Origin of the sequence: Aeromonas sp. s8 (assembly GCF_040907785.1) — a bacterium.
GTDB lineage: Bacteria > Pseudomonadota > Gammaproteobacteria > Enterobacterales > Aeromonadaceae > Aeromonas > Aeromonas veronii.
Genome location: NZ_JBFOCL010000011.1, coordinates 97392 through 113351 on the forward strand (window position 1 = coordinate 97392; position 15960 = coordinate 113351).

Genomic DNA, 15960 nt, shown 5'->3' on the forward strand with positions numbered 1-15960 from the left:
CTGGCTTTTTATCACTCGTTGGGTTCAACATTTTCTACCCTGGCCTTGAGCTTCTGGCCAGGCCGGAAGGTCACCACGCGGCGGGCGCTGATCGGAATATCCTCGCCCGTCTTGGGGTTGCGTCCGGGACGCTGATTCTTCTCACGAAGGTCAAAGTTACCGAAGCCTGAAATCTTGACTTGTTCACCACGCTCAAGCGCCTGTCGGATTTCCTCAAAGAAGGCTTCCACCATATCTTTGGCTTCACGCTTGCTCATCCCGAGCTGGGTGAACAGGTGCTCTGCAATGTCGGCTTTGGTAAGCGCCATAGATCAATCCCTCAAGGATGCATTCAACTCTTCACCAAGGGCCCGCACGACATTGTCTACGGTCTCGGCAATCTCTTTCTCCTCCAGGGTGCGCTGGGTGTCTTGCAATACAAGACTGATGGCCAGGCTCTTCTTGTCCTCTGCCATACCAGCACCCTGGTATACGTCAAACAAGTTTATTCCAACTACCTGATTTCCGCCAACTTTTTTAATTACCGCAAGCACATCACCTGCCAGAACCTGACGATCGACCACGACGGCGATGTCGCGACGGTTCGCCGGGAACTTGGAAACTTCGGCTGCCACAGGCACCTTGGCCGGGGTCAGCTTGTCCAGCTCCAGCTCAAACATCACCGCGCGGCTCTTGAGGCCCAGCTTCTTCTCGAGGCTCGGGTGGATCACACCGATGTGGCCGATGATCTCGCCATTACGCAGGATGGCTGCGCTCTGGCCCGGGTGCAGGGCGCTGTGCTCGGTGCGCTCGAAGGTAAAGGTGGCCCCTTCGGCGGTCAAGTCCAGCACCGCTTCCAGATCCCCTTTCAAATCAAAGAAGTCGGCTGCGCGGGTTTTGATGTCCCAGTGCTCGTCGCTCTGGTTGCCAGTGATGATACCGGCCAACATCGGCTCCTGACGGATGCCGTTCTCGGCGCTTTCATCCTTGATGAAACGCAGACCCTGTTCAAACAGACGCACGCGCGGCTGCTGACGGTTCTGGTTGTAAACAACAGCTTGCACCAGACCCGGGAACAGAGAGACACGCATGGCGGACATCTCGACCGAGATCGGGTTCGGCAGCACGATGGCATCGCTCTGCGGGAACAGGGTTTGCTGGGTCTTGGGATCGACGAAGCTGTAGGTGATCGCTTCCTGGAAACCGCGGTCAACCAGCAGGTCGCGTACGCGCTTCAAGGTCACCTGCCCTTCTGCCTGCTCCACCATCGCCAGAGAGGCGGCCGGTTTCAGGTTCGGGATGTTGTTGTAGCCGTAGATGCGAGCCACTTCCTCGATGAGGTCTTCCTCGATGGCGATATCGAAACGCCATGAGGGTGCCAGCGCGGTCCAACCGTCAGCATCCACAGTCACCTGCATGCCGAGGCGAGTCAGGATCTCGACCACCTGAGCATCCGCCACGCTGATACCGATCACCTTGTCGAGCTTGGCGCGACGCAGCTTGATGGGGGCCGCTTTCGGCAGATGGGCATCGGATTTGACCTCGATGACCGGACCCGCTTCGCCGCCGCAGATATCCAGCAGCAGACGGGTGGCTCTGTCCATCACCTTGGCTTGCAGCTGCGGATCCACCCCGCGCTCGAAGCGATGGGAAGAGTCGGTGTGCAGACCGTAGGCACGGGCACGGCCGGTGATGGAGAGCGGCGCGAAGAAGGCGCACTCCAGCAGGATGTCGGTGGTGGTCTCGGATACACCGGTGCGGTTGCCACCGAAGATACCGGCCATGCAGGCAGGGCCTTTGGCATCGGCAATCACCAGGGTGGTCTCTTTGAGCTTCACTTCGTTGCCGTCGAGCAGGGTCATCGGCTCATCGGCGTGGGCGCGACGCACCACCAGTTCCCCTTCCAGGGTAGCCAGATCGAAGGCGTGCATCGGCTGACCGTATTCCAGCAGCAGGTAGTTGGTAATGTCGACAATAGCGTCGATGGAGCGGATGCCACCACGGCGCAGCTTCTCTTGCATCCAGAGCGGGCTCTGGGTCTGCAGGTTCAGCCCCTTGATGACGCGCCCCAGATAACGGGGGCAATCGGCGGTTGCTTCAACCCGGATCGGGAAGGTTGCATCAATGGTGGCAACAGCTGGTGCCCAGGTCGGCTCGACCACGTCGACGCTGTTGAGCACGCCGATTTCACGGGCCAGACCCGCGATACCGAGGCAATCGGCACGGTTCGGAGTCAGATCCACATCGATGGAGACGTCGTTCAGATTGAGGTAGTCGCGAATATCGGTACCGATGGGGGCATCGGCCGGCAGCTCGATGATGCCATCTGCTTCAACGTCGATACCCAGCTCACTGAACGAGCAGAGCATGCCGTGAGACGGCTGGCCACGCAGCTTGGCTTTCTTGATGGTGAAATCACCCGGCAGGGTCGCCCCTACTTTGGCCACACATACTTTCAAGCCCTGACGGCAGTTCGGCGCGCCACAGACGATGTCCAGCAGCTCGGCTTCACCCACGTTGACCTTGGTCACCCGCAGCTTGTCGGCGTCAGGATGCTGGGCGCACTCGACCACTTCACCCACAACCACATTGTTGAACTGGCCAGCCACCGCTTCCACGGCGTCCACTTCCAGACCGGCCATGGTGATCTGCTCGGCCAGCGCGTTGTCACTCAACTCGGTGCGGACCCACTCCATCACCCAGGATTTACTGAATTTCATGTTCTCTCGCCCTTACTTGAACTGCTTGAGGAAGCGCAGGTCGTTTTCGAAGAAGGCACGCAGGTCGTTGACCCCGTAACGCAGCATGGTCAGGCGCTCAACGCCCATGCCGAAGGCAAAACCGGAGTATTTTTCCGGATCGATGCCGACCGAACGCAGCACGTTCGGGTGCACCATGCCGCAGCCTAGCACTTCCAGCCACTTGCCGTTCTTGCCCATCACGTCTACTTCGGCGCTCGGCTCGGTGAACGGGAAGTAGGAAGGACGGAAGCGAATGGTCAGGTCTTCCTCGAAGTAGTTGCGCAGGAAGTCGTGCAGAATGCCCTTCAGCTCGGTAAAGCTGGCATGCTCGTCAACCAGTAGACCTTCAACCTGATGGAACATCGGGGTGTGGGTCATGTCGTAGTCGTTACGATAGACGCGGCCCGGTGCAATGATGCGGATCGGCGGCTGCTGATGCTCCATGGTACGGATCTGCACGCCCGAGGTATGGGTACGCAGCATCAGATCAGGATTGAAGTAGAAGGTATCGTGATCGGTACGCGCCGGGTGATGAGCCGGAATGTTCAGCGCATCGAAGTTGTGGAAACCATCTTCAATCTCGGGACCACGGGCAACCTTGAAGCCCATCTCGCCAAACAGGCGCTCGATACGCTCGATGGTACGGGTCACCGGGTGCAGGCCACCATTCTCGATGCGGCGGCCAGGCAGGCTGACGTCGATGGTCTCGGCAGCCAGCTTCTGGTTCAGCACAGCGACTTCGAGGGCTTCACGGCGCTCGTTCAGCGCATCCTGAACCTGCTGTTTGGCCTGGTTGATCACGGCGCCCGCGGCGGGACGCTCTTCAGCAGACAAGGCACCCAGGCCCTTCATCTGCTCGGTAAAAAAGCCCTTTTTACCCAGATATTTGACCCGGATTTCGTCGAGGGCGGCGATGTCGCTCACGCCCTCAATTTCGGCTCTGGCTTGGCCGACTACTTCTTCAAGCTGTTGCATGTCTTCCTCGTCACCACTCCCGGTACAGGAGCCTTTAGGCTAAATAAGGTCAAGAGGGGAATAATACAAAAAAAGCCCCTTCGCTGACCATAGCTAAGGTTGGCTTTTCTCCCTACAAATCATTTTGTTATATCAAGCGAGTCTTATCGGTTCACCACCACTCCTTAAATAGTGGAATAAACATCTTGCTTGTTGGCATATAAACCATTTGTAGAACAGGTTATCTCGCACATATCACCTTGTGTGGAGAAAACTGTAGCGCGTGTAGAACAGTGGACAGAATATGGATGGGACAAAGGGAAAAGTAATGTAAAACCGCAAATGACAGATACAAAAAAGGAGGCCTGAGCCTCCTTTTAGCGTTTATAACAGGACTGGATTAAACCAGAGCTGCTTTAGCTTTTTCAACCAGGGCGGTGAAAGCCATTTTGTCGTGAACGGCGATATCGGACAGGATCTTGCGATCGATCTCGATAGAAGCCTTCTTCAGACCGTTGATCAGACGGCTGTAGGACAGACCGTTCTGACGGGCTGCAGCGTTGATACGCGCAATCCACAGCTGACGGAACTGACGCTTTTTCTGGCGACGGTCACGGTAGGCATACTGACCAGCTTTGGTTACCGCTTGTACCGCTACGCGGTAAACACGGGAACGGGCGCCGTAGTAACCTTTGGCGGCTTTCATTACTTTCTTGTGACGAGCTCGAGCAGTCACACCACGTTTAACTCTTGGCATTTTTCACATCCCCCCTTATGCGTACGGCAGACAAGCGACAACACGTTTGTGGTCGGCAGCAGAAACCATGAATTTCGGTCCCAGCTGACGCTTACGCTTGCTGCTCTTCTTGGTCAGGATGTGACGCAGGTGGTTGTGCTTGCACTTGAAGCGACCCGAGCCAGTCTTTTTGAAGCGCTTTGCAGCACCCCGGTTGGTTTTCATCTTCGGCATTTCATACTCCGCATTGTGAGTGACAACAAAATCGCAAGGCGAACCGACTCATGGGGCGAGCCCCATGAGTCAATTTCTTGTGGGCCTTAAGATTTCTTCTTAGGTGCGAGGACCATCACAGCTTGACGGCCTTCGACTTTCGGGAACGATTCGACTACGGCCAACTCTTCCAGATCGTTCTTGACGCGCTCGAGAACCTTGATACCAAGGTCTTGGTGGGCCATTTCACGACCACGGAAGCGCAGGGTGACCTTAGCCTTGTCCCCGTCTTCCAGAAAGCGAACCAGGTTGCGTAGTTTTACCTGATAGTCGCCTTCGTCAGTGCCAGGACGGAATTTGATTTCCTTAACCTGGACGACTTTCTGCTTTTTCTTCTGTTCTTTGGTTGTTTTGCTCTTTTCGTAGAGGAATTTGCCGTAATCCATGATCCGGCAAACGGGCGGCTCAGCATTTGGACTGATCTCGACCAGATCAACTCCGGCCTCTGCGGCCAAGTTCAGAGCATCCTGAATGGAGGTAATGCCAATGGCTTCACCATCCAGACCAGTCAGACGAACTTCTTTCAGACGGATCTCTTCATTGATCCGGTGAGCGCGGGCTTGCGGTTGCTTGCCCAGTTTTTTTCCGCCTTTTATAGCTTATTCCTCCACTTTCTTTTGTCCGCGGGTCTGAACTTCCTGGGTCAACAGAGCGATGAACTCTTCAACAGGATAAGTGCCCAGGTCAGCCCCTTTACGAGTCCGTACTGCAATCTTACCGGCTTCAACTTCTTTATCGCCGCAGACCAGCATGAAAGGTACTCGCTTCAAAGTATGCTCGCGGATTTTAAAGCCAATCTTCTCATTTCTCAAGTCCGCTTTTGCGCGAAGGCCCGCATCATTCAATGCTTTGGCTACTTTCACCGCATAATCGGCCTGATTATCCGTAATATTCATGACCACAGCCTGAGTCGGTGCCAACCAGGTCGGGAACAGACCGGCGTACTCTTCAGTCAGAATACCGATGAAACGCTCGATAGAACCCAAGATGGCCCGGTGGATCATCACAGGTACGTGGCGATCGTTGTTTTCGCCCACATAAGTGGCACCCAGACGACCAGGCAGGGCAAAGTCGAGCTGCACGGTACCACATTGCCACGCACGATCAAGGCAATCGTGCAGGGTAAATTCAATTTTGGGACCGTAGAACGCCCCTTCACCCGGCTGCAGATCGTACTTCAGACCGTTGAGTTCCAGCGCTTCGGCCAGGGCTTTCTCGGCGCGATCCCACATCTCGTCGGAGCCGATACGCTGCTCGGGACGAGTGGAGAGCTTGACCACGATATTCTCGAAGCCAAAGGTACCGTAGACGTCATAGACCATACGAATACAGCCGGAGACCTCTTCCATGATCTGCTCTTCGGTACAGAAGATGTGCGCGTCATCCTGAGTGAAGCCGCGCACCCGCATCAGACCGTGCAGGGAACCGGACGGCTCGTTGCGGTGGCAGGAACCAAACTCGGCCATACGCAGCGGCAGATCGCGGTAGGACTTCAGACCCTGGTTGAAGATCTGGACGTGACCCGGGCAGTTCATCGGCTTGATGGCGTACTCGCGGTTTTCGGACTGGGTGGTGAACATGGCCTGGGCATACTTCTCCCAGTGACCTGAACGCTCCCACAGGACGCGGTCCATCATGAACGGACCTTTCACTTCCTGATAGTCGTACTCTTTGAGCTTGCCGCGGATAAAGGTTTCCAGCTCACGGAAGATGGTCCAGCCATCGTTGTGCCAGAACACCATACCGGGTGCTTCTTCCTGCATGTGATACAGGTCGAGCTGCTTGCCGATCTTGCGGTGGTCACGCTTGGCGGCCTCTTCCAGGCGCTGCAGATAGGCCTTGAGCTGCTTCTTGTCAGCCCAGGCGGTACCGTAGATACGCTGCAGCATCTTGTTGTTGGAGTCGCCACGCCAGTAGGCGCCGGACATCTTCAGCAACTTGAAGTGGTGGCAGTGACGCATGTTGGGCACGTGCGGGCCGCGACACATGTCGATGTACTCTTCGTGATGATAGAGACCTGGCTGGTCATCACGGGCAATGTTCTGATCCAGGATTTCGACTTTGTAAGACTCGCCGCGCGCCTCGAATACATCGCGCGCTTCTTGCCAGGAGACTTTCTTCTTGATGACGTCGTAATCCTTGGCTACCAGCGCCAGCATGCGCTCTTCCAGGGCAGCCAGATCTTCATCGGTCAGGGTACGGTCAAGATCAACGTCATAGTAGAAGCCGTTGTCGATGACAGGACCGATGGCCATCTTGGTCTGGGGCCAGAGTTGCTTGATAGCATGACCCAGCAAGTGGGCGCAGGAGTGGCGCAGGATGTCCAGACCTTCTTCGTCTTTGGCGGTGATGATGGCCAGCGAGGCATCGGCTTCGATCAGCTCGCACGCATCCACCAGTTCACCGTTTACCCGACCGGCAATGCACGCTTTGGCGAGACCGGGACCGATGTCCGCAGCCACATCCATAACGGAAACAGAGTGGGCAAATTGACGTTGGCTGCCGTCAGGCAGAGTAATGATTGGCATTATTTGTTTCCTTATACAGTGGTGACCCCTACCAAAGGTCACATGCGGGATGGAAAAGAGATTCAAAAAGGTGATGTTCTGGTTCTCCACAGCACTTTGCGAAGACGGCCTGACACGTAAACCACATGTCTAACGTGACAAACCAAGCCAAAACGGTCCCATGCTACCAGAAGTCGGGCGTGCTGTATCGGATTTGCAGATATTTTCTACAGTCAAATGAGTCGCCTGCCGACTATTCACCAAGCAGGGATTGCCAGTTGAAGTCAAAGTCACTGCTCCCCTCCTCTGCCAGCGCCAGCTCTTGCAGCACCTGAAGCGCCAGCTTGTTGCCCTTTTGTGCCGCCTGATAGAGCCACTGTTTCGCCTGAGGCAGATCGACCCTGCCGCTGACCCCCATCAGATGAAGGACGCCGACTTTCAGCATGGCCGGGACATCACCATTGCGGGCAGCCTGATCCATCCAGTGAAAGGCTTGGCGCAGATCTCGCTTGACCCCAACACCGCGCAGATAGAGCTCTGCCAGCCGATATTGGCCGAAGGGATCCCCTGCCTGCGCCGACTGGCGATAGAGGCTGATGGCCTGATGGATATCCTGCTCGCTCCCCTGCCCCACTTCATGGCTCCAGCCCATCAAGGCTTGCGCCCGAGGTTGGCCTTGATCGGCCAGTGGCGACCAGATCCGGGTCGCCTCATCGAAGTGACCGGTACGCCAGGCACGGTTGGCAGCAGCCATTTCCTGCTCGGTGGAGAGCGGAAGCAGACGCCAGATAACCAGCGCAATCAGACCGATAAATAGCCAACGGGAAGTGGTGGGGCTCATGATAATTTCCGTGATCCAGTTCTCATTTCGTCTATGTAAACGAAATGTAGCGCCGCGATCAAGCTAGAGATCCCTACGACAACCCTTTTTGCACCCGGTCTATCAGCAGTAGTTGTCATTTATCCGGGGCACCTGCAAAATAACTGTATGTATAAACAGTATAGGTGCGCACCATGGCAGGACGAGGCAGTCCCCACAATATCGATCACCGTTTTAGCGGCCCCCTTGTCGAAGCGGTTGATGACGGCTGGCAATCGTCCGATTGGGATGCCGCTTTCACTCCTTCTGTGCCTGGCACCGAGGTGCGGGAGATCGATGCACGCAGCATCATCAGCTACAACAGCTCGCCGGATGTCCCCTTTGGGCGCTCCATCAACCCCTATCAGGGGTGCGAACACGGCTGCATCTACTGCTATGCCAGACCCAGTCACGCCTATCTGGAGCTCTCCCCTGGCCTCGATTTCGAGAGCAAGCTGTTTGCCAAACGCAATGCAGCCGACCTGTTGCGCCGGGAGTTTGCCAAACCGGCCTATCAGCCACAGAACATCTTCATTGGCGCCAATACCGACCCCTATCAACCCATCGAGCAGCGCTATCGCCTCACCCGCCAGTTGTTGGAAGTGATGCTGGCACACCGCCACCCGGTCGGACTCATTACCAAGAGCGCCATGATCTTGCGCGACCTCGATCTGTTGACCGAGCTGGCCAGGGAGGGGCTTTGTCAGGTAATGGTGTCGGTGACGACCTTGAACGAAACCCTGCGCCGACAGCTGGAGCCCCGCGCCAGCACGGGTGCAGGCCGCTTGAAAGTGATCGAGAAGCTGGCCAACGCTGGCGTGCAGGTGGGGGTACTGGCCGCCCCCATGATCCCGCGGCTCAATGAGCCGGAGCTGGAGCAGATCATCAAATCGGCTGCCGAGGCAGGCGCCAGCTGCGCCGATTACATCCTGCTGCGGTTACCCCACGAACTGGCGCCGCTATTTGGGGACTGGCTCGATACCCACTACCCGGGCCAGAAGGAAGCTATTTTAAATCAGTTGCGAGCCAGCCGCGGTGGCGGGCTCAACAGTACCGCCTTCGGTACCCGCATGCGCGGTGAGGGGCACTTTGCCGATCTGCTGGCCCAGCGCTTTCGCCTCATCAGCAAGCGCCTCGATCTGGGCAAACGTCATATTCAGCTCAGGCTGGATGGGTTTATCCGCCCCGGGGAGCAGCTGTCGCTCTTCTAATCCCCCTCTCATGCACTGCATATATCAGGTGCACAGTCCTTGCCTGCCAAGAGGTCTATAGGAAGGATTGTCGCGACAGGATCGCGCTATCCGGTAAAGACAGGGCTAACGCCTTAGCCAGCGCGCTGATCCCGACCCTGTTGCACCATTTCAACCGGTAGTCGCGAGGGTTCATGAGCCACTTCGTGCTCATCCTCTTCATACAGCGGCACCTCTGACTCGCCCCATACCCGGCTCCACCAAATTTCCCACGTGATCCAACTGGTCATATGCAGCTCCTGACGGTGAAGGTGATGGCAACAACGCACCACTCGCCCGGCAGGATAGCGACTGGGAATGACAGGGAAATGACAAAAAAATCACTTGTAAAAAGGCAACTGGCGGTGGCGAGGAAAAGCCGAAACAGTTCACATATTCGGCGAAATCACTCTGAAAGCGGTCACAAATCTGCAGGTTGTGGATTGTAGCTCACTCTGTTCCCGCCAAAGCTGGGTTGCCCATTCAGGCATCTATAAAAACAGGGACACAATAATGAAACACACAGCGGGAATATGGGCGATCGCAGGCATGCTGATCGTCCCCTTGGCGCACGCCGACGTCATACTGCACGCCTTCAACTGGAAGTACAGTGAAGTGACCGCCAAAGCCGACCTTATCAAGTCGGCCGGTTACAAACAGGTACTCATCTCGCCGCCTCTCAAGTCATCCGGCAACGAGTGGTGGGCCCGTTACCAGCCGCAGGATCTGCGTCTTGTCGACTCCCCTCTTGGCAACAAGCAGGATCTCGAGCAGCTGATCGCCGCCATGAAGGCGCGGGGCATCGCCGTCTATGCCGATGTGGTGCTCAACCACATGGCCAACGAAAGCTGGAAACGCCAGGACCTCAACTATCCCGGCAACGAGCTGCTGCAAAGCTACGCCAGCAACCCGGCCTATTTCGAGCGCCAGAAACTGTTTGGCGATCTGGGGCAAAACTTCCTCTCCGGTCAGGATTTTCATCCCGAAGGGTGCATCAGCGACTGGAGCGATCCGGGTCATGTCCAGTATTGGCGTCTCTGTGGCGGTGCCGGTGACAAGGGGCTGCCGGATCTGGATCCCAACAACTGGGTGGTAAGCCAGCAACAGGCCTATCTCAAGGCACTCAAGGGGATGGGGATCAAGGGTTTTCGGGTAGATGCGGTCAAACACATGAGCGATTACCAGATCAATGCCGTGTTCACCCCCGAAATCAAACAGGGGATGCACGTGTTTGGCGAGGTGATCACCACAGGGGGGGCTGGCAGCACCGATTACGAGCGCTTTCTCAAACCCTACCTCGACAGCAGCGGTCAGGGAGCCTATGACTTTCCGCTGTTTGCCTCCCTGCGTGGCGCGCTGGGGTATGGCGGCAGCATGAACCTGCTGGCGGATCCGGGCGCCTATGGTCAGGCGCTACCGGGCAATCGCGCCGTCACCTTTGCCGTGACCCACGACATCCCCACCAACGACGGCTTCCGCTATCAGATCCTGACCCAGACTGACGAGAAGCTGGCCTACGCCTACCTGCTCGGCCGCGATGGTGGCTCGCCGCTGGTCTATTCGGATCACGGCGAGACCCAGGCCAAGGATGGACTGCGCTGGCAGGATTACTACCAGCGCGCCGATCTCAAGGGGATGATCCGCTTTCACAATGCGGTGCAGGGCCAACCGATGCAGCTGGTCGGCAACGGTGACTGCTTCGTGCTATTCAAACGGGGCAAACAGGGGCTGGTCGGCATCAACAAGTGCGACTATGAGCAGGAGTATTGGCTCGATACCGCCAAATTCGAGATGAACTGGTATCGCAACTATCGTGACGTGCTCGACCAAGGAGCCGTGGTCAACGTGCAGAGCCAGTGGGTACGGGTCGCCATTCCCGCCCGCAGCGCCAGAATGTGGCTGCAGGAGTGATCCAGCCGTAAGATCAGCGGAGAGTCATAAAAAGCAGACTAATAAAAAGAGCGACCACCAGGGTCGCTCTTTTTGATCAGAGACGTTGCTCGGGTAACTGATGACGATTACTCGTCGCCCGCTTCCCCTGCATCGGCCGCATCAGTGCCGGTCGCGGTATCGGTACCTTCAGATACCTCACCGTCAACGGCCAGCGCGTCGTTCTCGTCTTCGTCGCTCTCGGCGATGCGCTGCAGGCCAACCACGGTCTCGTCTTCACCGGTACGGATCAGACGGACACCGCCGGTGTTACGGCCAATGACACTCACCTCGGCAACACGGGTACGCACCAGGGTGCCGCCGTTGGTGATCAGCATGATCTGGTCGGTATCTTCGACCTGGATCGCATCGATCACCTTGCCGTTGCGCTCATCCACCTTGATGGAGATAACGCCCTGGGTACCACGGCTCTTGGTCGGGTACTCGTCGAGTGCGGTACGTTTGCCGTAACCGTTCGCGGTGGCGGTTAGGATAGCACCTTCGCCGCGCGGAACGATGAGGGAAACCACCTTGTCACCGGCGCCCAGCTTGATGCCGCGCACACCGGCCGCGGTACGACCCATGGGACGCACACCCTTGAAGGTACCCTTGGTTTCGGTGCCTTCGCCGTTGTCGCTGCCATCATCGTCGTTACCGGCGTCATCGTCGGTTTCAACGTCATCGCTGACATCCGCATCGGCGCGACCGCTGCCTTCGGCGAAGCGAACGACTTTGCCCGCGTCGGAGAAGAGCATGATCTCGTTGCTGCCATCGGTGATATCCACCCCGATCAGCTCATCACCCTCTTTGAGGTTGATGGCGCGGATACCGGAGGAGAGCGGACGGCTGAAGTCAGAGAGGCTGGTCTTCTTCACGGTACCATTGGCGGTGGCGAAGAAGACATACTTCTCGGCGTCATACTCCTTCACCGGCAGGATAGCGGTGATACGCTCACCCTCTTCCAGCGGCAGCAGGTTGATGATCGGACGACCACGGGCGCCACGGGACGCCTCCGGCAGCTGGTAAACCTTGAGCCAGTAGACCTTGCCACGGGTGGAGAAGCACAGAATGGTGTCGTGGGTGTTGGCCACCAGCAGACGCTCCACAAAGTCCTCTTCCTTGATCCGGGTGGCCGACTTGCCACGACCACCACGGCGCTGGGCCTCGTAGTCGGAGAGCGGCTGATACTTCACATAGCCCTGGTGAGACAGGGTAACCACCACGTCTTCCGGGGTGATCAGATCTTCGATGTTGATCTCGGCACTGGACATGCTGATCTCGGTACGACGCTCGTCGCCATACTGCTCACGCACAGCCAGCAGTTCATCACGGATCACTTCCATCAGACGAGCCGGGCTCGCCAGGATGTGCAGCAGCTCGGCGATGAGATCCAGCAGAGATTGGTACTCTTCCAGGATCTTCTCGTGCTCGAGGCCGGTCAGCTTGTGCAGACGCAGGTCAAGGATGGCCTGGGCTTGTTGTTCGGTCAGGAAGTATTGGCCTTCACGGATACCGAACTCTGGCTCCAGCCACTCTGGCCGTGCCGCGTCGTCGCCCGCTTTTTCCAGCATGGCGGCCACGTTGCCGAGTTCCCAGCCCTTGGCAACCAGGCCCGCTTTCGCGTCGGCCGGGGTCGCGCTGTGGCGGATCAGCTCGATGATGGGATCGATGTTGGCCAGCGCAACCGCCAGACCTTCCAAAATGTGTGCCCGATCCCGCGCCTTGCGCAGTTCAAACACGGTCCGGCGAGTCACCACTTCACGGCGGTGCAGCAGGAACGCATCCAGGATCTCTTTAAGGTTCATCACCTTGGGCTGGTTGTTATCGAGCGCCACCATGTTGATGCCGAACGTGGTCTGCATCTGGGTGTGCTTGTAGAGATTGTTCAGCACAATCTCGCCGGACTCGCCGCGCTTGATCTCGATAACGATGCGCATGCCGTCTTTGTCAGACTCATCGCGCAGGGCACTGATGCCCTCGATCTTCTTCTCTTTGACCAGCTCGGCGATCTTTTCGATCAGTCGAGCCTTGTTCACCTGATAGGGGATCTCGTGAACGATGATGGTCTCGCGACTGGTCTTCTCGTCCACTTCCACTTCAGCTTTGGCCCGCACATAGATGGAGCCACGACCGGTACGGTACGCCTGCACGATGCCGGAACGACCGTTGATAATGCCGCCGGTGGGGAAATCCGGGCCGGTGATGTAGGTCATCAGCTCGTCAATGGTGAGGTCGCCGTTTTCGATCAGCGCCAGGCAGCCATTGACAATCTCGGTGAGGTTGTGAGGCGGAATGTTGGTCGCCATGCCCACCGCGATACCGGAGGAGCCGTTGACCAGCAGGTTGGGAACCTTGGTAGGCATGACCGCCGGGATCATCTCGGTGCCGTCATAGTTCGGCACCCAGTCCACGGTCTCTTTGTCCAGATCGGCCAGCAGCTCGTGGGAGATGCGGGCCATCCGCACTTCGGTATAACGCATCGCCGCGGCGCTGTCGCCGTCGACTGAACCGAAGTTGCCCTGACCATCGACCAGCATGTAACGCATGGAGAAATCCTGCGCCATCCGGACAATGGTGTCATACACAGCGACATCGCCGTGCGGGTGATATTTACCGATTACGTCACCGACCACACGGGCCGATTTTTTATAGGGCTTGTTCCAGTCGTTCCCCAACTCGTTCATAGCAAACAGAACGCGGCGGTGAACCGGTTTCAAGCCATCACGCACATCCGGCAGAGCTCGTCCTACGATCACGCTCATGGCGTAATCAAGATAGGAACTCTTGAGCTCTTCTTCGATGTTGACCGGCGTGATCTCTCTGGCCAGATCGCTCATAGAAAGCCTTATCCCTAATTAGTTGTTCTTTGGCTTAAACAGCGCGACATGGTAACACACTGAGCCAAATACCTTAAGCCACAAATCGGGTATCAGATCGGGCTGGTGTGACAAAGTCCGTCCGTTATAATGCCCGCCAGGACAATAGATTGCGCCCATGACTCAGAAGCGGGCGCCCTGCCACAGGATCTTCGAAAAATGAACAGTGATGCCAATGTCGATCTGACAGAAATCGCCAAGTTTGAAGCCATCGCCTCCCGCTGGTGGGACATGGAAGGTGAATTCAAACCCCTGCATCAAATCAATCCGGTACGCCTTGACTGGATCACCGACAAAAGTGGCGGTCTGTTTGGCAAGCGCATTCTCGATATCGGATGTGGTGGCGGCATCCTCTCCGAGAGCATGGCCCGCCGTGGCGCCAAGGTCACCGGCATCGACATGGGCAAGGAGCCCCTCGGCGTCGCCCGCTTGCACGCCCTGGAGCAGGGTGTCGAGCTCGAGTACCGCCAGATCACCGCCGAAGCCCATGCCGCCGAAGTGCCAGGCCAGTATGACGTAGTCACCTGCATGGAGATGCTGGAGCATGTGCCGGACCCAGCCTCCGTGCTGCGCGCCATCGCTACCCTGGTGCGCCCGGGCGGCCGGGTGTTTGTCTCCACCATCAACCGCAACCCCAAATCCTATCTGATGATGATCATCGGGGCCGAATACCTGATGAAGATGGTGCCCAAGGGTACCCACGATCACAAAAAATTCATTACCCCGGCCGAACTGTGTCGCATGGGGGAAGCAGCTGGCCTGCTGGTGCGGGACATGAGCGGCGTCCACTACGCCCCCCTCACCAACCAGTTCAAGCTCGGCAAAAATGTCGACGTCAACTATATGGTGGAGTTTGTCCGCCCGGAGCACGGCTGATGAACGCCTCTCGCCCTCTTCCCCTGCGCGGTGTGCTGTTCGATCTGGATGGCACCCTGCTCGACACAGCCCCGGATCTGGGTGCCGCCGTCAACCACGTGCTGATCAGCGAAGGCTTTGCGCCGCTCTCTGACGACATCATTCGTCAGACCACCTCCCACGGAGCGCTCGGGCTGCTGAAAGCGGGCCTCGGTGATGAACTGCTTGAAGAGCTGGGGGCCACGCGCCTGCGCAATGCCCTGCTCGACTACTACGCGGCCAATCTCTGCGTCGGTACCCGTCCCTATGAGGGAATGGTGGATCTTATCGAGTGGCTCGACGAGAAACAGCTCCCCTGGGGCATAGTCACCAACAAGCCGGGCTTTCTCACCGAGCCACTGCTGGCAGCCCTGCCAGAGCTTGCCAGCTGCGGCGTCACTGTCAGTGCCGATACCCTGCCGGTACGCAAGCCCGACCCCGCCCCCATGTTCTTTGCTTGTGAGAAGCTGGGGGTCGAAGCAGCTCACTGCCTCTATGTGGGGGATCATGTGCGGGATATCGAAGCGGGCCGCAACGCTGGCATGCGTACGGCCGTCGCTGGCTGGGGCTATCTCAATGATGAGGAAGATCCCGCCCAGTGGGGCGCCGATCTGCACTTTGATACCGTGCAGGCCCTGCACCACTGGCTGCGCTACGAGTTGACGGCCAAGGTGTAACGCACAGCCTTACCGGCTGACATGCGATAACGGGGCGAAGAGACTCTTCGCCCCGTGCATCTCTTCCTTTACGCTCCCGCGTCCTGCGCCACCATCACTCGTCTATTCATGGATAATAAAGGCAGCTTTCTGTCTGTTGGATACCCATTTGACAAGCTCGCAACCGTCACAAAACGGCCACAAACCACCATCATCTAATGCAAAGCCCTTGCCACGCTGAGCCCGCGGCTGCGACAACTGGACAGCTTTTGACCCTTGTTGCATAAGGGATAATCAGCCGCCGTTTGCTAGTAAAAAGCCCCCCAT

General features: G+C 57.5%; 14 protein-coding genes. 4 read left to right on the forward strand and 10 right to left on the reverse strand.

Features of this window, described 5'->3' with window-relative positions:
* Positions 1–11: 11 nt before the first annotated feature.
* From ihfA to AB5Y86_RS02710, 8 genes are all read right to left on the reverse strand, one after another.
* Positions 12–308 carry an integration host factor subunit alpha gene (ihfA, locus tag AB5Y86_RS02675; protein WP_005300715.1) on the reverse strand — a complete coding sequence of 99 codons (297 nt, stop codon included), beginning with the start codon at positions 306–308 and terminating at the stop codon, positions 12–14.
* 3 nt (positions 309–311) lie between these two features.
* Entirely contained in the window at positions 312–2699 is a 2388-nt protein-coding gene (gene pheT / locus AB5Y86_RS02680; RefSeq protein ID WP_323890065.1) for a phenylalanine--tRNA ligase subunit beta, read from the reverse strand.
* 12 nt (positions 2700–2711) lie between these two features.
* Positions 2712–3695 carry a phenylalanine--tRNA ligase subunit alpha gene (gene pheS, locus AB5Y86_RS02685; RefSeq protein ID WP_016350663.1) on the reverse strand — a complete coding sequence of 328 codons (984 nt, stop codon included), beginning with the start codon at positions 3693–3695 and terminating at the stop codon, positions 2712–2714.
* 379 nt (positions 3696–4074) lie between these two features.
* On the reverse strand, positions 4075–4431 hold the full coding sequence (rplT, locus tag AB5Y86_RS02690) for a 50S ribosomal protein L20 (protein WP_005336687.1): 357 nt from the start codon (positions 4429–4431) through the stop codon (positions 4075–4077).
* A 15-nt stretch (positions 4432–4446) separates the two neighbouring features.
* A complete protein-coding gene (gene rpmI / locus AB5Y86_RS02695; protein WP_005336688.1) occupies positions 4447–4644 on the reverse strand; it encodes a 50S ribosomal protein L35 in 198 nt (65 codons plus the stop codon).
* 86 nt (positions 4645–4730) lie between these two features.
* Complete coding sequence (gene infC / locus AB5Y86_RS02700) at positions 4731–5261, reverse strand: translation initiation factor IF-3 (RefSeq protein ID WP_196783562.1); 531 nt, start codon at positions 5259–5261, stop codon at positions 4731–4733.
* 21 nt (positions 5262–5282) lie between these two features.
* Positions 5283–7211, reverse strand: a complete 1929-nt coding sequence (thrS, locus tag AB5Y86_RS02705) for a threonine--tRNA ligase (protein ID WP_064336042.1) — start codon at positions 7209–7211, stop codon at positions 5283–5285.
* A 232-nt stretch (positions 7212–7443) separates the two neighbouring features.
* Entirely contained in the window at positions 7444–8031 is a 588-nt protein-coding gene (locus tag AB5Y86_RS02710) for a tetratricopeptide repeat protein (RefSeq protein ID WP_181281609.1), read from the reverse strand.
* A 173-nt stretch (positions 8032–8204) separates the two neighbouring features.
* Here AB5Y86_RS02710 and AB5Y86_RS02715 point away from each other — a divergent pair, with 173 nt between their 5' ends.
* Entirely contained in the window at positions 8205–9260 is a 1056-nt protein-coding gene (locus AB5Y86_RS02715; RefSeq protein ID WP_368192033.1) for a PA0069 family radical SAM protein, read from the forward strand.
* Positions 9261–9373: 113 nt separating this feature from the next.
* On the opposite strand, the gene AB5Y86_RS02720 is transcribed toward AB5Y86_RS02715, so the two are convergent.
* Positions 9374–9529, reverse strand: coding sequence for a hypothetical protein (locus AB5Y86_RS02720; protein WP_005345370.1), 156 nt, complete (start codon positions 9527–9529; stop codon positions 9374–9376).
* Between the two features lie 262 nt (positions 9530–9791).
* On the opposite strand from AB5Y86_RS02720, the gene AB5Y86_RS02725 reads away from it, so the two are divergent.
* Positions 9792–11189: an alpha-amylase family protein gene (locus AB5Y86_RS02725; RefSeq protein ID WP_270818225.1), complete on the forward strand. Its 1398-nt coding sequence runs from the start codon at positions 9792–9794 to the stop codon at positions 11187–11189.
* Between the two features lie 107 nt (positions 11190–11296).
* Here AB5Y86_RS02725 and gyrA read toward each other — a convergent pair whose 3' ends face one another.
* Entirely contained in the window at positions 11297–14044 is a 2748-nt protein-coding gene (gene gyrA, locus AB5Y86_RS02730; protein WP_368192034.1) for a DNA topoisomerase (ATP-hydrolyzing) subunit A, read from the reverse strand.
* A gap of 198 nt (positions 14045–14242) precedes the next feature.
* Between gyrA and ubiG the strand changes: the two genes are divergently transcribed.
* Both ubiG and AB5Y86_RS02740 read left to right on the forward strand, forming a co-directional pair.
* Positions 14243–14959 carry a bifunctional 2-polyprenyl-6-hydroxyphenol methylase/3-demethylubiquinol 3-O-methyltransferase UbiG gene (gene ubiG / locus AB5Y86_RS02735; RefSeq protein ID WP_005352120.1) on the forward strand — a complete coding sequence of 239 codons (717 nt, stop codon included), beginning with the start codon at positions 14243–14245 and terminating at the stop codon, positions 14957–14959.
* Positions 14959–15654, forward strand: a complete 696-nt coding sequence (locus AB5Y86_RS02740) for an HAD family hydrolase (RefSeq protein WP_368192036.1) — start codon at positions 14959–14961, stop codon at positions 15652–15654. Before ubiG ends, AB5Y86_RS02740 begins: the two co-directional genes overlap by 1 nt.
* The last annotated feature ends 306 nt before the right edge of the window (positions 15655–15960 follow it).